Origin of the sequence: Kitasatospora acidiphila (assembly GCF_006636205.1) — a bacterium.
Taxonomy (GTDB): Bacteria; Actinomycetota; Actinomycetes; order Streptomycetales; family Streptomycetaceae; genus Kitasatospora; species Kitasatospora acidiphila.
The window spans coordinates 4089559-4108333 of record NZ_VIGB01000003.1; the positions used below are offsets into that span (position 1 = coordinate 4089559).

12 protein-coding genes, 3 rRNA genes and 1 pseudogene are annotated in these 18775 nt (G+C 66.8%); 4 read left to right on the top strand and 12 right to left on the bottom strand.

Going from position 1 to position 18775, the window contains the following annotated elements; genetic code table 11:
* Nucleotides 1-46: 46 nt before the first annotated feature.
* Together E6W39_RS19235 and E6W39_RS19240 are read left to right on the top strand one after the other, a co-directional pair.
* Nucleotides 47-925, top strand: coding sequence for a hypothetical protein (locus tag E6W39_RS19235; RefSeq protein ID WP_141634577.1), 879 nt, complete (start codon nt 47-49; stop codon nt 923-925).
* Between the two features lie 248 nt (nt 926-1173).
* Complete coding sequence (locus tag E6W39_RS19240) at nt 1174-1407, top strand: hypothetical protein (protein ID WP_101381705.1); 234 nt, start codon at nt 1174-1176, stop codon at nt 1405-1407.
* Here the strand turns inward: E6W39_RS19240 and E6W39_RS19245 are convergent.
* A complete protein-coding gene (locus E6W39_RS19245) occupies nt 1385-1699 on the bottom strand; it encodes a metal-sensitive transcriptional regulator (protein ID WP_101381704.1) in 315 nt (104 codons plus the stop codon). The genes E6W39_RS19240 and E6W39_RS19245 overlap by 23 nt on opposite strands.
* A 236-nt stretch (nt 1700-1935) precedes the next feature.
* On the opposite strand from E6W39_RS19245, the gene E6W39_RS19250 reads away from it, so the two are divergent.
* Both E6W39_RS19250 and E6W39_RS19255 read left to right on the top strand, forming a co-directional pair.
* Nucleotides 1936-2556 (top strand): DUF47 domain-containing protein, encoded by a 621-nt coding sequence (locus tag E6W39_RS19250; protein ID WP_141634578.1) that lies wholly within the window; start codon nt 1936-1938, stop codon nt 2554-2556.
* A gap of 5 nt (nt 2557-2561) precedes the next feature.
* Nucleotides 2562-3556, top strand: a pseudogene (locus E6W39_RS19255) (anion permease).
* Nucleotides 3557-3657: 101 nt separating this feature from the next.
* Here the strand turns inward: E6W39_RS19255 and pstB are convergent.
* The 11 genes from pstB to E6W39_RS19310 form a co-directional block, all read right to left on the bottom strand.
* Complete coding sequence (gene pstB, locus E6W39_RS19260; protein ID WP_141634579.1) at nt 3658-4434, bottom strand: phosphate ABC transporter ATP-binding protein PstB; 777 nt, start codon at nt 4432-4434, stop codon at nt 3658-3660.
* Between the two features lie 41 nt (nt 4435-4475).
* The gene (pstA, locus tag E6W39_RS19265) at nt 4476-5555 is read right to left on the bottom strand and encodes a phosphate ABC transporter permease PstA (protein ID WP_141634580.1); all 1080 of its coding nucleotides are present in this window, start codon (nt 5553-5555) and stop codon (nt 4476-4478) included.
* Nucleotides 5552-6571 carry a phosphate ABC transporter permease subunit PstC gene (pstC, locus tag E6W39_RS19270; protein WP_141634581.1) on the bottom strand — a complete coding sequence of 340 codons (1020 nt, stop codon included), beginning with the start codon at nt 6569-6571 and terminating at the stop codon, nt 5552-5554. Before pstC ends, pstA begins: the two co-directional genes overlap by 4 nt.
* A 148-nt stretch (nt 6572-6719) precedes the next feature.
* The gene (pstS, locus tag E6W39_RS19275; protein ID WP_181799340.1) at nt 6720-7856 is read right to left on the bottom strand and encodes a phosphate ABC transporter substrate-binding protein PstS; all 1137 of its coding nucleotides are present in this window, start codon (nt 7854-7856) and stop codon (nt 6720-6722) included.
* 285 nt (nt 7857-8141) lie between these two features.
* Nucleotides 8142-8561, bottom strand: a complete 420-nt coding sequence (locus E6W39_RS19280) for an NUDIX hydrolase (protein ID WP_407658625.1) — start codon at nt 8559-8561, stop codon at nt 8142-8144.
* Between the two features lie 135 nt (nt 8562-8696).
* Nucleotides 8697-9800, bottom strand: coding sequence for a CHAD domain-containing protein (locus tag E6W39_RS19285; RefSeq protein ID WP_228718218.1), 1104 nt, complete (start codon nt 9798-9800; stop codon nt 8697-8699).
* A 59-nt stretch (nt 9801-9859) separates the two neighbouring features.
* A complete protein-coding gene (locus E6W39_RS19290) occupies nt 9860-12148 on the bottom strand; it encodes an RNA degradosome polyphosphate kinase (protein ID WP_407658401.1) in 2289 nt (762 codons plus the stop codon).
* 86 nt (nt 12149-12234) lie between these two features.
* Nucleotides 12235-13149: a mycothiol synthase gene (gene mshD, locus E6W39_RS19295; RefSeq protein WP_141634584.1), complete on the bottom strand. Its 915-nt coding sequence runs from the start codon at nt 13147-13149 to the stop codon at nt 12235-12237.
* Nucleotides 13150-13252: 103 nt separating this feature from the next.
* Nucleotides 13253-13368: ribosomal RNA gene (gene rrf / locus E6W39_RS19300) — 5S ribosomal RNA — on the bottom strand.
* A gap of 83 nt (nt 13369-13451) precedes the next feature.
* A 23S ribosomal RNA gene (locus E6W39_RS19305) occupies nt 13452-16570 on the bottom strand.
* A 280-nt stretch (nt 16571-16850) separates the two neighbouring features.
* Nucleotides 16851-18371: ribosomal RNA gene (locus tag E6W39_RS19310) — 16S ribosomal RNA — on the bottom strand.
* Together the 16S, 23S and 5S rRNA genes form the textbook arrangement of a ribosomal RNA operon.
* Nucleotides 18372-18775 lie beyond the last annotated feature (404 nt).

Genomic DNA, 18775 nt, shown 5'->3' on the forward strand with positions numbered 1-18775 from the left:
GTTCTCCGGCCCGAGGGGGTCGCTCACCATGGGGGTTGAGTTCACCATGACGACGTCGCGCCAAACCCGGGCCATCGGCTCGGCCGCCGCAGCCGCCCTGCTCGCCGCCGTACTCACCGGCTGCAGCGGTGGCTCGGCCGGCTCCAGCGACGCGGGCGCGTCCGGCAGCCCGGTGGCCGACAAGCTCGCCGACGACCCGCTGACCGCGGTGCGCAACGCCCCGGACATCACCGGCCACACCGGCTCCGTGCAGGCCGCCACCCAGCTGACCACCGTCTCGGGGTCCAAGAAGGCCTCGTTCACCGGCGGCGGCCCGTACGACTACGTCAAGCGGATCGGCCGGCTGGAGGTGCAGGTGCCGCCCGGCGCGGCCACCCACGGCCCGGTGGTGGAGATCTACGAGCCGGGCCTGATCTTCCTGCAGAACAGCGGCGCCAAGGGGGTGGCCCCCGGCAAGTGGGTCCGGCTGGACGTGCGGCAGCTCGCCGACGGCAACCTGATCAGCAACGGCGCCACCGACCCGGCCACCGCCGCGGCCGCGCTGCGCGGCGCCCAGCAGGCCGCCCTGGCCGGCGACGAGACCGTGGACGGGATCCCGCTGAAGCACTACAAGGGCACCCTGGACCTGGCCAAGGCCGCCGACGCAGCCGGCGGGCAGGCCGGCTACGGGCTGCGGATGGCGGGTGCCACCTTCACCGTCAAGGAGGTGCCGTTCGAGGCCTGGCTGGACGCGCAGGGCCGGCTGCACCGGATGATCGAGAGCTTCACCTTCGCCGGGGTGGCCGGTTCCAAGGACCCCAAGGACCAGGTGCAGGTCACCTCCACGGTCGCGCTGAGCGACTACGGCACCGCGGTCTCCGTCTCCGAGCCGGCCGGCGGTGACGTGGTCGAGCTGAAGGACGGCGGCTCCGCCTCGCCGAAGTGACGCACCGTCGGCCGCCGAGCTGACGCACCACCGGGAACCGGTGTGACGCACCACCGGGGCGCGGCCTCGGGGTCACCCAGTTGCGCACCAGAGATGGCCCGTCCGTGCCATGGGGCGGCGGCCGGGCACTCTCTAGGCTGGTTGGGGGCGCGCCCCAGTCTGGCGGCCGGGAGGGACCCCCACCCGGCCGAAGGCCGGGGGAGGGTGGCTGCCGCCCCGTTGAGCGGGCGCTGAAGGGGTGGTGCTGGGTGTCGTCCTCGGCGGATCGAGCGTTCGGCCAGGAGAGCGCGGCCCTCGACGAGATCGAGCTGGCCGGTGAACTGATGATCGCGGCCACCGACAGCAGCGCCGAGCGGCTGCCCACCGCCCGGATCGACGAGGTGCTGCTGCACCGTCCGGCGGCGGGCGGGGCCCCGGAGACTCCGCCGTCTCCCGAGCCCCCGGACGGCCTGGGTCCGATCAGCTCCGCAGCAGCCGGCTGATCGCCGCCATCGCCTCGGTCACCTTGTCGTTCACCGCCGTACCGCCCTCCTCGACGGCCGCCGCGACGCAGTGCGCGAGGTGCTCCTCCAGCAGCGCCAGGGCGAAGGACTGCAGTGCCTTGGTGGTCGCGGAGACCTGGGTCAGGATGTCGATGCAGTAGACGTCCTCCTCCACCATCCGCTGCAGGCCGCGGGCCTGGCCCTCGATCCGGCGCAGTCGCTTGAGGTGGTCCGCCTTGTTCTTGCTGTAGCCGTACGGGCCGTGTCCGCCGTGGGCCTCGGTGGTCGTCATGGCACTAGTCTCCCGCACCGCGCGGCCCGGTCGCGGTTCCCCCGTCCGGGGGGCGGATGGCGATCGGCGGGTGCCGGACGGCGGTCATCGGGCCGGGATTCCGCCAGACTGATGCGCGTAGACCGAGGCCGCCTGGAAGAGGAGGATCCGCTTCCCAGCCGTGCACCCCGTTTGCACATGTGCGGCGCCGAACACCTAGCATCGTTGAGTCCCTCCCCCGCACATCGGAGATTTCCGTGCGTTTTAGCCTGACCCCGAAGGAGACGAGCTTCTACGACATGTTCGCCGCCGCCGCGGAGAACCTTGTCGTCGGTTCGAAGCTCCTGCTGGAACTGCTGGGCTCAGACGTGTCTGCCCGCGCGGAGATCGTCGAGCGCATGCGCGCCGCCGAACACGCGGGCGACGACACCACCCACGCGATCTTCCACCAGCTGAACTCCTCCTTCATCACCCCGTTCGACCGCGAGGACATCTACAGCCTGGCCTCCTCGCTGGACGACATCATGGACTTCATGGAGGAGGCCGTCGACCTCGTCGTGCTCTACGACATCCAGACCCTCCCCAAGGGTGTGGAGCAGCAGATCGAGGTGCTGGCCCGGGCTGCCGAGCTGACCGCCGGGGCCATGCCCAACCTGCGCAGCATGTCCAACCTGACCGAGTACTGGATCGAGGTCAACCGGCTGGAGAACCAGGCCGACCAGATCCACCGCAAGCTGCTGGCCCACCTGTTCAGCGGCCAGTACGAGGCGATCGAGGTGCTGAAGCTCAAGCAGGTGGTCGACGTCCTTGAGGAGGCGGCGGACGCTTTCGAGCACGTGGCCAACACGGTGGAGACCATCGCCGTCAAGGAGTCCTGACCAGCGTGGACATGGCAGCACTCATCGTCGTCATCGGCGTTGCCTTCTTCTTCACCTACACCAACGGCTTCCACGACTCGGCGAACGCCATCGCCACCTCGGTCTCCACCCGGGCCCTCACCCCGCGCGCCGCGCTGGCGATGGCCGCGGTGATGAACCTGGCCGGCGCCTTCCTCGGCAGCGGGGTGGCGCAGACCGTCTCCAAGGGCCTGATCGAGACCCCGCAGGGCTCCGAGGGGATGACCGTCCTGTTCGGCGCCCTGGTCGGCGCGATCGCCTGGAACCTGGTCACCTGGTACTTCGGCCTGCCGTCCTCCTCCTCCCACGCACTCTTCGGCGGCCTGGTCGGTGCCGCGATGGCCGCCGGCACCGGGGTGATCTGGAGCGGCGTGGTCGACAAGATCATCATTCCGATGGTGGTCTCCCCGATCGTCGGCCTGATCGTCGGCTACCTGGTGATGCTGGCCATCCTGTGGCTGTTCCGCCGGGCCAATCCGCACCGCGCCAAGCGCAGCTTCCGGGTCGCGCAGACCGCTTCGGCCGCGGCGATGGCGCTGGCCCACGGCCTGCAGGACGCCCAGAAGACCATGGGTGTGGTGGTGATGGCCCTGACCATCTCCGGCCACCAGCATGGCAACGGGATCCCGATCTGGGTCAAGGTCTCGTGCGCCGCGACTCTGTCGCTGGGCACCTACGCGGGCGGCTGGCGGATCATGCGGACCCTGGGCCGCAAGATCATCGAGCTGGACCCGCCGCAGGGCTTCGCCGCCGAGGCCACCTCGGCCGCGATCATGTACGTCACCTCGTACGTCTACAAGGCGCCGATCTCCACCACCCATGTGATCACCTCGGCGATCATGGGCGTGGGGGCCACCAAGCGGGTCCGCGCGGTCCGCTGGGGGTGGCCAAGAACATCGTGCTCGGCTGGTTCATCACCATGCCGGCCGCCGCGCTGGTCGCTGCCGGGGTCTTCTGGCTGACCGATCTGATCGTCGGTTAAACGCGCCGCACCACACACGGATAAGGGCCCGCCCTCGCGTCCCGAGGGCGGGCCCTTTCATGCCCCGCGGCGGCACCGCCATGCAGCACCGAAGGGCAGCTCTATCCGAAGCGGCCCGAGATGTAGTCCTCGGTCGCCTGTACGGACGGGTTGGAGAAGATCCGCTGGGTGTCGTCCAGCTCGATCAGCTTGCCCGGCTGGCCGACCCCGGCAAGGTTGAAGAAGGCGGTGCGGTCGCTGACCCGGGCCGCCTGCTGCATGTTGTGGGTCACGATCACGATGGTGAAGCGCGACTTGAGCTCGCCGATCAGGTCCTCGATCGCCAGCGTGGAGATCGGGTCCAGCGCCGAGCAGGGCTCGTCCATCAGCAGCACCTGCGGCTCCACCGCGATCGCCCGGGCGATGCACAGACGCTGCTGCTGACCGCCGGAGAGGCCGGCACCCGGCTTGTTCAGCCGGTTGTGGACCTCCTTCCAGAGGTTGGCGCCCTTCAGCGACTGCTCCACGATGCCGTCCAGCACCGACTTCTTCCTGACCCCGGCGAGCTTCAGGCCGGCCGCCACGTTGTCGTAGATCGACATGGTCGGGAACGGGTTCGGCCGCTGGAAGACCATCCCGACGGTGCGGCGCACCGCCACCGGGTCGACCCCCGGGCCGTACAGGTTCTCGTCGTCCAGCAGGACCTTGCCCTCGACCCGGGCGCCCGGGATCACCTCGTGCATCCGGTTCAGGGTGCGCAGGAAGGTGGACTTGCCGCAGCCGGAGGGGCCGATGAAGGCGGTCACCGAGCGGGGCTCGATGGTCATCGAGATGTCCTCGATGGCCTTGGTGCCACCGTAGAAGGCCGACAGTCCGCTGACGTCGATGCGCTTCGCCATGATTCTTTCTTCTCTCGTCTTTTCGTACGTCAGTCGGGCGGTCAGTGGCCGGTCTTGGGCGAGCGCCAGCGGGCGATGCCGCGGGCAACCAGGTTGAGCGCCATCACGAAGGCGATCAGGACCAGTGCCGCACCCCAGGCCCGGGCGTACCCGAAGCTGTTGTTGACCTGGGTGTACTGCTGCCAGATGTAGACCGGGAGGTTCATCTGCGGACCGTTGAACGGATCCGGGTTGATCGAGTCCGAGACGAAGACCAGCATCATCACCGGCGCCGTCTCACCCGTGATCCGGGCCACGGCCAGCATCACACCGGTGGTGATGCCGCCGATCGCGGTCGGGATGACGACCCGCATGATGGTCTTCCACTTCGGCACGCCCAGCGCGTAGGAGGCCTCGCGCAGCTCGTTGGGCACGAGCCGCAGCATCTCCTCGGTGGAGCGGACCACCACCGGCATCATCAGGATGGACAGCGCCAGGCTGCCCGAGAAGCCGGAGTAGTCGAACCCGAGACCCAGGTTCCAGACGGAGAGGATGAACAGACCGGCGACGATCGACGGGACACCCGTCATGACGTCGACGAAGAAGGTGACCGCCTTGGCCAGTCGGCCGCGGCCGTACTCGACCAGGTAGACGGCGGTGAGCAGACCGATCGGCGCGGCGATCGCGGTGGCCAGGCCGACCTGCTGCAGGGTGCCGAGCAGCGCGTGGTAGATGCCGCCGCCCGGGCCGGACTGGAGCACGCCGCGCATCGAGTGGCTGAGGAAGTTGCCGTCCACCACGCCGGCGCCCTGCTGCACGGTGTAGACCAGCAGCGAGATCAGCGGCACCACGGCCAGGATGAAGGCGACCCAGATCAGCGAGGTGGCCAGCCGGTCCTTGGCCTGCCGGACGCCCTCGACCTTGGCCGAGAGGGAGAAGCTCAGCGCCACGAAGAGCAGCGCGGCGATCAGGCCCCACTGGATGTGGCTGGCCAGACCGGCTCCGGCGCCGATCCCGCAGCCGAGTGCGATGGACAGCACGGCCACGCCGGCCGGGGCCCAGCGGGGCAGCCGGGCGGCGGTGAGCCGGCCGTTGAGCTGCGGGACCGGGGTACGGTCCGAAACGGTGGTCGCGGTGCTCATGCGTTCGCCCCCGAGTACTCCTTGCGGCGGGCGATGATCAGCCGGGCCGCGCCGTTCACCAGCAGGGTGATCACGAACAGCACCAGACCGGAGGCCATCAGCGCGTCCTTGCCGACCGTGCCGGCCTCACCGAACTTCAGCGCGATGTTCTGCGCGAAGGTGCCGCCGCCCGCGTCCAGCAGGTGGAACGAGAGCTTGTCGCTGGCGGAGAGCACGGTGGCCACCGCGATGGTCTCGCCGAGCGCGCGGCCCAGGCCCAGCATGGAGGCCGAGATGATGCCCGGGCGGCCGAACGGCAGCACCGCGGTGCGGACCATCTCCCAGCGGGTGGCGCCGAGCGCCAGTGCCGCCTCCTCGTGCATCCGCGGGACCTGGCGGAACACCTCGCGGCTGACCGCGGTGATGATCGGCAGGACCATGATGGCCAGCAGGATGCCGACGGTGAACAGGTTGCGGGCCGGCGCCCCGTGCTGGCTGACCTTGAAGATGTAGGTCCAGCCGAGGTAGTCGTTCAGCCAGCTGTTCAGGCCGGCCATGTGCGGCACCAGGTAGAGCGCGCCCCACAGGCCGTAGATGATGCTGGGCACGGCGGCCAGCAGGTCCACCAGGTAGGCGAACGGCTGGGCGATCCGGCGCGGCGCGTAGTGCGAGATGAACAGCGCGATGCCGATCGCCACCGGAACCGCGATCACCATCGCGATCGCCGCGCTGACGATCGTGCCGAAGGCCAGCACGGCGATGCCGAAGCTGGGCTTCAGGATGTTGTCCGGGTCCCACTCGAAGGTGGTGAGGAAGTTCGTCTTGTCCTTGCTGAGCGCCATCCCGCTGCGGTACAGCAGGAAGCCCGCGATGGCGGCCATGATGACCAGCAGCAGGACGCCGGAGCCGGACGAGGCCAGGCGGAACAGGCGGTCGCCCAGGCGGCCGGTGCCCCGCAGGGAGATCGTCGGCTGCCCGGGTGGTGTGTCGGACGCTGGGGTGCGGTCCCCGGGGTGATCGGGGGGTGCGGAAGTCATGAGGTTCTTACTCCGGTCTGGCGGCGCTGCTCCGGCTGGGGAGCGGCACCATGGCGGCGGTGCCCCGGACGAGTGGTGCGGTGGACGGGCCGGGCGGCGCGGGCGGCTCTTCCTCCCCTGAAGGAGCCGCCCGCGGCTGCTCGGATCGTCAGCTGAGGCTGGTGATCGCGGCCTTCACCTTGGTGCCGACGGCCGCCGGCATCGGGACGTAGCCCTTGCTGGAGATCGCCTGCTGGCCGGTGTCGCTGGCCGCGTAGGTGAGGAAGGACTTCAGGCTGTCGAGGGTGTCGGCCTTGTTGCCCTTGTCGCAGGCGACCTCGTAGGTCACCAGGACGATCGGGTAGGCGTTCTCGGCCTTGGTGCCGTAGTCCAACTGCAGCGCCAGGTCGTTGCCGGTGCCGACCACGGTGGAGCTGCCCAGCGTGATGGCGGCGTTGGCGGCGGTCGGGTCGACCGGCTTGCTGGCGCCGGTGTTGATCGAGGCGCTGTTCAGGCCGTTGATCTGGGCGTAGGAGAGCTCGACGTAGCCGATCGAACCCTTGGTGGCCTTGACCTGCGAGGAGACACCCGCGCTACCCGCGGCCGACTGGCCGCCGTGGCCCTGCCAGGTCTTGCTCGGCGCGGCGGTCCAGGCGCCGTTCGAGGCCTTGCCGAAGTACGAAGTCAGGTTGTAGGTGGTGCCGGAGTCGTCCGAGCGGTGGAACGTGGTGATGTCGGTCGCCGGCAGGGTGACGCCCGGGTTCAGCGCGGCGATCGCCGGGTCGTTCCACTTGGTGATCTCCGAGTTGAAGATCTTCGCGGTGGTCGAGCCGTCCAGCGTGAGGTGGCTGACACCGTCCACGTTGAAGACGATCGAGACCAGACCGGCGACCATCGGCAGGTCGATCGCCTGACCGCCCTGGCAGACCGCCTTGGAGGCGTCGATGTCGGTCGGCTTGAGCGCGAAGTCGGTGCCGGCGAAGGCGACCTTGCCCTGGTTGAACTGCGCGACACCCGCGCCGGAGCCGACACCGTTGTAGTTCAGCGTGGTGCCGGAGCAGGCGTTGCCGTAGGCGTTCTTCCACACGTCGATGGCGTTGCCCTGCGCGGTCGACCCGGCGGCCAGCAGGTTGGCCTGCTTGCTCGCACACGCGATCGCGGCCGCCGAGCTGGCGCCACCGCTGGCGGTCGCGCCGCCGGTGGAGTTGTTGTTGTCCGAGCCGCAGGCCGCGAGCGACAGCGAGCTGACGAGCGCCACGGCACCGATCGCGAGGGCCTTGGAGCGGCCGTTCCGCTGGAGCTTCACAGGGTGTCCCTTTCTTTGGCACGGTCCGCGGGCCCGACCCTGGTCGGGCGCCCGGCGCGGACCTTGCTGTGGTCCGGGGCCTCTTCGGCCCTCCGGTAGGACCGAAGCTAGGCCGGGCAGGTGACGCATCAGCCGGTCGTAAGTGAATGGAGGGTGAACCTCGAACGGATGCCAGGAAACATGGTCCAGTAGTCACGGTTGCATCACGGCAAGGAATCAACCAAGACACGAGATCAGATGACGTGCACCCGTCCGACGGACCAACAGAAACAGATCCGCCGACATTCAGTCAGATCGGCGCGCCAACTGCTCCAGCAGGGCGTCGATCAGCAGTCGGTCCCGGTCATGGGTGAGCTTGGCCCTGGCCTTGTCCGGCTTCAGCCACTTCATCCGGTCCACCTCCCGGTTCGGCCGGAACTCCCCGGAGACCGGCACCGCCGCCCAGTAGCGGACCTCCTTGGGGCGGCCGTTCGCCAGGTAGTGCTGCGCGGGCAGCGGCGCCAGCAGCCGGCAGACCAGCCCGGTCTCCTCCGCCACCTCGCGGACGGCCGCCTCCCAGGGTGACTCACCGCGCCGCAACTTGCCCTTCGGCAGGCTCCAGTCGTCGTACTTGGGGCGGTGGATCAACGCGATCCGGGGCCGGCGCAACGTGCCGTCGGCGCGCGGCTCGCCCGGCGTCCACAGCACCGCGCCCGCCGCCAGGATCGTCCGGGGCGTTCCCGCCGGGCGCCCGGTGCCGGTCGGCCGAGCGGCGTGCGACCGTTCACCGTGCCACGGCACCTGCCGCCTCGCCTCCCGCAGCTGCCGACGGGCCAACTGCTCGGACCGCTGCTCGCCCATTCATCCCATCCGCTGTCCTGGGGGCCCCTCCCAGCCGTCCAGGCTGAGCGGGAGCTCCGGCCACCGGCTGCCGAAGGCGAACCGCGCCGCCTCGACCTCCAGCCGCTGATCAGCATGCACCACCCCCAGCACATAGGCCGTGGCAGGGGTGATCCGCGGAGTGCGCGCGGCCGTCGCCGCCGTCACCGCCGCGTCCGCCGCCTCCTGGTGGCAGTCCAGCACCCGGTCCAGCTCGACCAGCTGGTCCCCCGGCCGGCCGCACACCTCCAAGGCGTACCTGGTCCGCTTCAGCAGGATCCGCACCCGGTGCCAGGGCGCGTCGTCCGCCGCCAGCGCACTGTCCGCGTCGCCCGTCCGCCCCTGCGGCGGCACCACCGCCGGCCCGGACGGCTCCGCGCCGCCCAGCCGGTGCAGCGCGTCCCCCTGGTAGGCGGTCGCCGCCCGGCGCAGCGGCAGCGCCTGCACGGCGGCGCCCAGCGCGGCGAACGCCGCCGCCGCCTGCGACGGCAGCACCTCGCCGGCCTTGCCCCAGGCCGGCTCCACCAGGGGCGCCTCACCGACCAGCAGCGTCATCCGGTCCGCCAGGGCGTGCAGCCGCGCCGAGCGGAGCTCCTGCAGCACGGTGCTGTGAGCCCGGGTGCGGGCCAGGGTCAGCTGGCGGTCCAGGAGCGCCCGGGCCTTCGGCGCCCCCTGGTGCCCGGCCAGCATGCCCGGACCGCCCTCACCGGCCGGCGCGACCCCGCTCAGCGAGTCCACCGCCGCCAGCAGCCTCGCCGAGCGCCGCTGGTAGGCCGGCTCCTGCGCCAACAGGTTGAGCAGCCAGCGCAGTTCGGCCCGCGACTCGTGCGCCCAGCCCGGCTCGAAGACGGCACCGAATGTGTGCAGCGCACCGCCGACCCGCCGCACCGCGCGCAGCAGCTCCAGCGTCCCCCCGCTGCCCGCCGGGGAGTTGAGCGACGGCAGCGCACCGGGTCTGGCCCCCGCCTCGCCCACCGCCTGCGGCAGCGCGCGCAGGAAGTTGCCCGCCTGCTCGGTGAGATACCGGGAGATGACCTCCCCGGCGGTCGCGGTGGCCGCCGGGGCCGTCATGGGCGCGTCAGTCATGTGGTGGGTACTCCCCGTTCCCCCAGGGCAGGCCGAACCCCCGGGGCAGTGACGGATGGTCAGAGACCGCCGGCGGAACTCCGGCGGCGCTGGCGCGAGTCGATGAGCAGCTCTTGGATGTCGCGGAGCCGGCGGCCGTCGGCATCATGGCTCCGCCTGAGCCAGGCGCCGTCCGGGCCCAGATGCCAGGAGGCGGTGTCCTCGGCCATACCGAGATCGAGCAGTCCGGACAGCTCCGCACGGTGCGCCGGATCGGCCACCCGGACCAGCGCCTCGATCCGCCGGTCAAGGTTACGGTGCATCATATCCGCGCTGCCGAACCAGACTTCGGGATCTCCGGCATTGCCGAAGACGAACAGCCGGGAGTGCTCCAGGAACCGTCCGAGCACGCTGCGGACCCGGATGTGCTCGCTCAGGCCGGCCACCCCGGGGCGCAGCGCGCAGATCCCGCGCACCCAGATGTCCACCGGCACACCGGCCTGCGAGGCCCGGTAGAGCTCGTCGATCACGGCCTCGTCGACGATCGAGTTGACCTTGATCTTGACGTACGCCGGCAGGCCCGCCTCCTTGTTGGCGACCTCGTTGCGGATCCGGGCGAGCAGCCCGTCCCGCAGCCCGCGCGGTGCGGTGAGCAGCCGGCGGTAGGACTCCCGGCGCGAGTAGCCGGAGAGCCGGTTGAACAGGTCCGAGAGGTCGGCGCCGACCTGCGGGTCGCTGGTCAGCAGCCCCAGGTCCTCGTACAGCCGGGCGGTCTTCGGGTGGTAGTTGCCGGTACCGACGTGCGCGTAGCGGCGCAGCGTCTCACCCTCCTGGCGGACCACCAGCGACAGCTTGCAGTGCGTCTTGAGCCCCACCAGCCCGTAGACCACATGGCAACCGGCCTCCTCCAACTTCCGGGCCCACTTGATGTTGGCCTGCTCGTCGAAGCGCGCCTTGATCTCGACCAGCACCAGCACCTGCTTGCCCGACTCGGCGGCGTCGATCAGCGCGTCCACGATCGGCGAGTCGCCGGAGGTGCGGTACAGCGTCTGCTTGATCGCCAGCACGTTCGGGTCGGAGGCGGCCTGCTCCAGGAAGGCCTGCACCGAGGTCGAGAAGCTGTCGTACGGGTGGTGCAGCAGCACGTCCCGTTCGCGCATGGCGGCGAAGATGTCCGGCTGCGAGGCCGACTCGACATCGGCCAGCGCCCTGGCCGTGCCGGCCACGAACTTGCGGTACTTCAGCTCCGGGCGGTCCAGGTCGGCGATCCCGAACAGGCCGGTCAGGTCCAGCGGGCCGGGCAGCGGGAACACCTCGGCCTCGGTGATGTTCAGCTCGCGCACCAGCAGGTCGAGGATGTAGGGGTCGATCGACTCCTCCACCTCCAGCCGCACCGGCGGGCCGAACCGGCGCCGCATCAGCTCCTTCTCCAGCGCCTTGAGGATGTTCTCGGCGTCGTCCTCCTCCACCTCCAGGTCCTCGTTGCGAGTGACCCGGAACGCGTGGTGGGCGAGCACCTCCATCCCCGGGAAGAGCTCCTCCAGGTGCGCCCCCATCACATCCTCCAGCGGCACGTACCGCTGCGCGGAGGCCTCCAGGAACCGGGAGAGGGACTGCGGCACCTTCACCCGGGCGAAGTGCTTGTGGCCGGAGACCGGGTTGCGGACCACCACGGCCAGGTTGAGGCTCAGCCCCGATATGTAGGGGAACGGGTGCGCCGGGTCGACCGCCAGCGGGGTCAGCACCGGGAAGATCTGCTGCCGGAACAGGGTGTGCAGCCGGGACTGCTCGTGGTCGGTGAGCTCGCCCCAGCGCACCAGCTCGATGCCCTCGGCGGCCAGGTCGGGCAGCACATCGTGCTGGAAGGTGGCCGCGTGGCGGGCCATCAGCTCCCGCGACCTGGTCCAGATCTGGTCCAGCACCTCGCGCGGCTGCAGCCCGGAGGCGCTGCGCTGGGCCACCCCGGTGGCGATCCGGCGCTTCAGGCCGGCCACCCGGACCATGAAGAACTCGTCCAGGTTGCTCGCGAAGATGGCCAGGAACTTGGCCCGCTCCAGCAGCGGGATCTCGGAGTCCTCGGCCAGCTCCAGCACCCGCTCGTTGAACGCCAGCCAGCTGCGTTCACGGTCCAGGAAGCGGCCCTGCGGCAGAGCTGTCGGCTCGCCGTCGGTCGTGCTGTCCACCGGGCGACCGAGCGCGTTGGTGATGCTCATGGGTTCCAGCTCCTCCGGGGCCGTGATGTCCGAGGTGCCGTTCTGCTCCGCACCCGACGGACCCGACGGGTAGGGCCAGCCGCCCGGCGCGGTCGCTAGCCGACCGAGCCGAGCCGCGTGACCCAAGCTGCGGGAGCGAGACACTACGGACGTCATCCTGTGATCTTCGCGGCGTCAATTGAATCCACGGTAAACACCGCATGGCCAGGAGGAAAGCTGAGGCGGTCGGGCCCCGGTCGCGCTCAGCTACCGCGCTTCACCTGGTACATCAGGTCTACTTCGTGGACGACGAAGCCCACTCGTTCATATACCCGCACCGCGGCCGTGTTGTCCGCGTCGACGTAGAGCAGCACGGTGTCCAGGCCGCGGTCCAGGGCCAGGTGGCGCAAGCCGACCGTGGTCAGCGCCCGGCCCAGGCCGTTGCCCTGCTCGGCCGGGTCGACACCCACCACATAGACCTCGCCAAGCTCGGGCTCGGTCGCGGTGGCCGGGTGCACCTTGGTCCAGTGGAAGCCGACCAGCCGGTCGTTCCGGAAGGCCAGGAAGAAGCCGTTCGGGTCGAACCAGGGCTCGGCCAGGCGGTCGGCCAGGTCCTGCGTGGTCCAGGAACCCTGCTCCGGGTGGTGGGCGAAGGCCAGGGCGTTCAGCCGAAGCCAGGCCTCGTCGTCCTGCCCCGGGCGGAACGCGCGGACCGTCACGCCCTCGGGCAGCGGGGCCTGCTCCGGCGCCGGCGCGGTCCGGCGCATCTGCCGCAGCTCGCGGATCAGCTCGGCGCCGTATTCGGCGGCCAGCCGGACCGCGCCCGGGTGCCCGCCGTGCGCCCAGAAGTCCACGGTCCGCTGCGGGCCGGCCTCCTCGAGCACCGCGTCGAGCAGGTGCCGGCCGAGCCCCCGGCGCCGCAGCTCGGGATGGACGGCCAGCTCGACGGTGGCGGCCGACTCCGCGGCGGAGGCCTCGAGCTGGGCATAACCGGCGGGACGCGAGTCGAGGGTCTGCACCAGGTGGAGGACCCCGGGGCGGGGGGCGTCGGCGCGCAGGCGGAGTCGGCCCGCTTCGGACACGGCTTCCCGCCCGTCGGCAGCGGCAGCAGCAGCGAGCACGGTACGGGCGACGTCCAGGTCTTCGGCGGTGAGCGAATCGGTGGTGTAGATGACCATGTGTGCGACCCTACGCCGCGCCGGCTCGGGCCACTTGGAATAGCAGGAGCCACAACGCGAAGAAGCCCCGACGGTTGCCCGTCGGGGCTTCTTCTGAAGAATTGTTCGGCGGCGTCCTACTCTCCCACAGGGTCCCCCTGCAGTACCATCGGCGCTGTAAGGCTTAGCTTCCGGGTTCGGAATGTAACCGGGCGTTTCCCTCACGCTATGACCACCGAAACACTATGAAACTATCGGCCGCACCACCGCCTCAAATGCGGTGGGGTCGTTGTTTCAGAACAACACAGTGGACGCGAGCAACTGAGGACAAGCCCTCGGCCTATTAGTACCGGTCAGCTCCACCCCTCACAGGGCTTCCACATCCGGCCTATCAACCCAGTCGTCTACTGGGAGCCTTACCCTCTCAAGGAGGTGGGAGTGCTCATCTCGAAGCAGGCTTCCCGCTTAGATGCTTTCAGCGGTTATCCCTCCCGAACGTAGCCAACCAGCCATGCCCTTGGCAGAACAACTGGCACACCAGAGGTTCGTCCGTCCCGGTCCTCTCGTACTAGGGACAGCCCTTCTCAACACTCCTACGCGCACAGCGGATAGGGACCGAACTGTCTCACGACGTTCTAAACCCAGCTCGCGTACCGCTTTAATGGGCGAACAGCCCAACCCTTGGGACCTACTCCAGCCCCAGGATGCGACGAGCCGACATCGAGGTGCCAAACCATCCCGTCGATATGGACTCTTGGGGAAGATCAGCCTGTTATCCCCGGGGTACCTTTTATCCGTTGAGCGACGGCGCTTCCACAAGCCACCGCCGGATCACTAGTCCCTGCTTTCGCACCTGCTCGACCCGTCGGTCTCACAGTCAAGCTCCCTTGTGCACTTACACTCAACACCTGATTGCCAACCAGGCTGAGGGAACCTTTGGGCGCCTCCGTTACCCTTTAGGAGGCAACCGCCCCAGTTAAACTACCCACCAGACACTGTCCCTGATCCGGATCACGGACCCAGGTTAGACATCCAGCACGACCAGAGTGGTATTTCAACGGCGACTCCACAACAACTGGCGTTGCTGCTTCACAGTCTCCCACCTATCCTACACAAGCCGAACCGAACACCAATATCAAGCTATAGTAAAGGTCCCGGGGTCTTTCCGTCCTGCTGCGCGAAACGAGCATCTTTACTCGTAATGCAATTTCACCGGGCCTATGGTTGAGACAGTCGAGAAGTCGTTACGCCATTCGTGCAGGTCGGAACTTACCCGACAAGGAATTTCGCTACCTTAGGATGGTTATAGTTACCACCGCCGTTTACTGGCGCTTAAGTTCTCAGCTTCGCCCCGACGAATCAGAGCTAACCGGTCCCCTTAACGTTCCAGCACCGGGCAGGCGTCAGTCCGTATACATCGCCTTACGGCTTCGCACGGACCTGTGTTTTTAGTAAACAGTCGCTTCTCGCTGGTCTCTGCGGCCACCCCCAGCTCAGGCAGCAAGTGCCATCACCAGGAGGGGCCCCCCTTCTCCCGAAGTTACGGGGGCATTTTGCCGAGTTCCTTAACCATAGTTCACCCGAACGCCTCGGTATTCTCTACCTGACCACCTGAGTCGGTTTGGGGTACGGGCCGCCATGAAACTCGCTAGAGGCTTTTCTCGACAGCATAGGATCATCCACTTCACCACAATCGGCTCGGCATCAGGTCTCAGACTATATGTGAGGCGGATTTGCCTACCCCACGTCCTACACCCTTACCCCGGGACAACCACCGCCCGGGCTGGACTACCTTCCTGCGTCACCCCATCGCTCAGCTACTACCCTGTTGGACCGGCGGCTCCACCACTCCCCTTTGTCCGAAGACTCCGGGGCGGCTTCACGGCCTTAGCATTCAGAGGTTCGCCGTTGGCGCTTCAAAGCGGGTACGGGAATATCAACCCGTTGTCCATCGACTACGCCTGTCGGCCTCGCCTTAGGTCCCGACTTACCCTGGGCAGATCAGCTTGACCCAGGAACCCTTGGTCAATCGGCGCAAGAGTTTCCCACTCTTGTATCGCTACTCATGCCTGCATTCTCACTCGTATACCGTCCACGACTCGATTCCTCGGCCGCTTCACCCGGCACACGACGCTCCCCTACCCATCCACAGCGCCGTTGGGCGTATTCTGTGAATGACACGACTTCGGTGGTGTACTTGAGCCCCGCTACATTGTCGGCGCGGAATCACTTGACCAGTGAGCTATTACGCACTCTTTCAAGGGTGGCTGCTTCTAAGCCAACCTCCTGGTTGTCTCTGCGACTCCACATCCTTTCCCACTTAGCACACGCTTAGGGACCTTAGTCGGTGTTCTGGGCTGTTTCCCTCTCGACCATGGAGCTTATCCCCCACAGTCTCACTGCCGCGCTCTCACTTACCGGCATTCGGAGTTTGGCTAAGGTCAGTAACCCGGTGAGGCCCATCGCCTATCCAGTGCTCTACCTCCGGCAAGAAACACGCGACGCTGCACCTAAATGCATTTCGGGGAGAACCAGCTATCACGGAGTTTGATTGGCCTTTCACCCCTAACCACAGGTCATCCCCCAGGTTTTCAACCCTGGTGGGTTCGGTCCTCCACACGGTCTTACCCGCGCTTCAACCTGCCCATGGCTAGATCACTCCGCTTCGGGTCTTGGGCATGCAACTCAAACGCCCTATTCGGACTCGCTTTCGCTACGGCTACCCCACACGGGTTAACCTCGCTACACACCGCAAACTCGCAGGCTCATTCTTCAAAAGGCACGCAGTCACGGCTGGCCGGCAAGCCGACCAACGACGCTCCCACGGCTTGTAGGCACACGGTTTCAGGTACTATTTCACTCCGCTCCCGCGGTACTTTTCACCATTCCCTCACGGTACTATCCGCTATCGGTCACCAGGGAATATTTAGGCTTAGCGGGTGGTCCCGCCAGATTCACACGGGATTTCTCGGGCCCCGTGCTACTTGGGTGTTCTTCAAGCGAGCCGTACAGATTTCGTCTACGGGGTCTTACCCTCTACGCCGGACCTTTCGCATGTCCTTCGACTACCCATACGGTTTCTGACTCGCCGACCGGCCGGCAGACCGATCAAGAAAAATCCCACGACCCCTCAAGCGCAACCCCTGCCGGGTCTCACACGCTCAAGGTTTAGCCTCATCCGGTTTCGCTCGCCACTACTCCCGGAATCACGGTTGTTTTCTCTTCCTGCGGGTACTGAGATGTTTCACTTCCCCGCGTTCCCTCCACATACCCTATGTGTTCAGGTATGGGTGACAGCCCATGACGACTGCCGGGTTTCCCCATTCGGACACCCCCGGATCAAAGCTCGGTTGACAGCTCCCCGGGGCCTATCGCGGCCTCCCACGTCCTTCATCGGTTCCTGGTGCCAAGGCATCCACCGTGCGCCCTTAAAAACTTGGCCACAGATGCTCGCGTCCACTGTGCAGTTCTCAAACAACGACCAGACACCCACACTCAACACCCGCAACGGGGCATCTCGCATGAGACCGGCTCACCGAGGTTCCAGCCTTACGGCCGTTCCCTCAGGACCCAACAACGTGCCCGACACACCCGATCACTTGAACCCGTTCCACGCCGAAGCAGTACTAGGAGACAACCAACCCTGTGTGCCGAATAGTCAACGTTCCACCCATGAGCAACCGTGCGAGACATTCGCTCGCATCCGGCTATGTGCTCCTTAGAAAGGAGGTGATCCAGCCGCACCTTCCGGTACGGCTACCTTGTTACGACTTCGTCCCAATCGCTGGTCCCACCTTCGACGGCTCCCTCCCAAGGGTTAGGCCACCGGCTTCGGGTGTTACCGACTTTCGTGACGTGACGGGCGGTGTGTACAAGGCCCGGGAACGTATTCACCGCAGCATGCTGATCTGCGATTACTAGCAACTCCAACTTCATGGGGTCGAGTTGCAGACCCCAATCCGAACTGAGACCGGCTTTTTGGGATTCGCTCCACCTCACGGTATCGCAGCCCTTTGTACCGGCCATTGTAGCACGTGTGCAGCCCAAGACATAAGGGCATGATGATTTGACGTCATCCCCACCTTCCTCCGAGTTGACCCCGGCAGTCTCCTGTGAGTCCCCATCACCCCGAAAGGCATGCTGGCAACACAGAACAAGGGTTGCGCTCGTTGCGGGACTTAACCCAACATCTCACGACACGAGCTGACGACAACCATGCACCACCTGTATACCGACCACAAGGGGGCGACTATCTCTAGCCGTTTCCGGTATATGTCAAGCCTTGGTAAGGTTCTTCGCGTTGCGTCGAATTAAGCCACATGCTCCGCTGCTTGTGCGGGCCCCCGTCAATTCCTTTGAGTTTTAGCCTTGCGGCCGTACTCCCCAGGCGGGGAACTTAATGCGTTAGCTGCGGCACCGACGACGTGGAATGTCGCCAACACCTAGTTCCCAACGTTTACGGCGTGGACTACCAGGGTATCTAATCCTGTTCGCTCCCCACGCTTTCGCTCCTCAGCGTCAGTAATGGCCCAGAGATCCGCCTTCGCCACCGGTGTTCCTCCTGATATCTGCGCATTTCACCGCTACACCAGGAATTCCGATCTCCCCTACCACACTCTAGCCTGCCCGTATCGAATGCAGACCCGGGGTTAAGCCCCGGGCTTTCACATCCGACGCGACAGGCCGCCTACGAGCTCTTTACGCCCAATAATTCCGGACAACGCTCGCACCCTACGTATTACCGCGGCTGCTGGCACGTAGTTAGCCGGTGCTTCTTCTGCAGGTACCGTCACTTGCGCTTCTTCCCTGCTGAAAGAGGTTTACAACCCGAAGGCCGTCATCCCTCACGCGGCGTCGCTGCATCAGGCTTTCGCCCATTGTGCAATATTCCCCACTGCTGCCTCCCGTAGGAGTCTGGGCCGTGTCTCAGTCCCAGTGTGGCCGGTCGCCCTCTCAGGCCGGCTACCCGTCGTCGCCTTGGTAGGCCATTACCCCACCAACAAGCTGATAGGCCGCGGGCTCATCCTGCACCGCCGGAGCTTTCCACCCGGAGCCATGCGGCTCCAGGTCATATCCGGTATTAGACCCCGTTTCCAGGGCTTGTCCCAGAGTGCAGGGCAGATTGCCCACGTGTTACTCACCCGTTCGCCACTGATCCACCCCGAAGGGCTTCACCGTTCGACTTGCATGTGTTAAGCACGCCGCCAGCGTTCGTCCTGAGCCAGGATCAAACTCTCCGTGAATGTCTGCTCGTAATCGAGCGAGCACTCGCGCAGAGCGGCACAGCAACCACCGGAATAGGGCGGCCCCGTGCACTGCGTCCTCGCTAGTGTTTATTTCAAAAGGAATCTCCAACCCCGATCCGGAAGGATCAAGGCCGGGGATGTCAACATATCTGGCGTTGACTTTTGGCACGCTGTTGAGTTCTCAAGGAACGGACGCTTCCTTCGAATTCGCTTCCGCGTTTTCTCCGGGCGCTTCGTTCTTTCGTGTTTCGAGCCTATCAGATCCGCCTTCCGGCTTTTTCCGACTCGCTCTCGGTGTTTCCAACCTTACCAGGTCTTCCGCACCGCTTCGGCCTCAGGAGGCCTTCGCCGTACCGGACCTGACGGCCCGTCCGACGTGTTGAACTTTAGCTCAGTTCCGC

What these genes read in the sequence shown, in the direction of transcription:
- E6W39_RS19235 (WP_141634577.1), top strand. Translation starts at nt 47, where the DNA reads ATGACGACGTCGCGCCAAACCCGGGCCATCGGCTCGGCCGCCGCAGCC.
- E6W39_RS19245 (WP_101381704.1), bottom strand. Translation starts at nt 1,699, where the DNA reads ATGACGACCACCGAGGCCCACGGCGGACACGGCCCGTACGGCTACAGC.
- pstB (WP_141634579.1), bottom strand. Translation starts at nt 4,434, where the DNA reads ATGGCGAAGCGCATCGACGTCAGCGGACTGTCGGCCTTCTACGGTGGC.
- pstA (WP_141634580.1), bottom strand. Translation starts at nt 5,555, where the DNA reads ATGAGCACCGCGACCACCGTTTCGGACCGTACCCCGGTCCCGCAGCTC.
- pstC (WP_141634581.1), bottom strand. Translation starts at nt 6,571, where the DNA reads ATGACTTCCGCACCCCCCGATCACCCCGGGGACCGCACCCCAGCGTCC.
- E6W39_RS19285 (WP_228718218.1), bottom strand. Translation starts at nt 9,800, where the DNA reads ATGACTGACGCGCCCATGACGGCCCCGGCGGCCACCGCGACCGCCGGG.
- E6W39_RS19290 (WP_407658401.1), bottom strand. Translation starts at nt 12,148, where the DNA reads ATGACGTCCGTAGTGTCTCGCTCCCGCAGCTTGGGTCACGCGGCTCGG.
- mshD (WP_141634584.1), bottom strand. Translation starts at nt 13,149, where the DNA reads ATGGTCATCTACACCACCGATTCGCTCACCGCCGAAGACCTGGACGTC.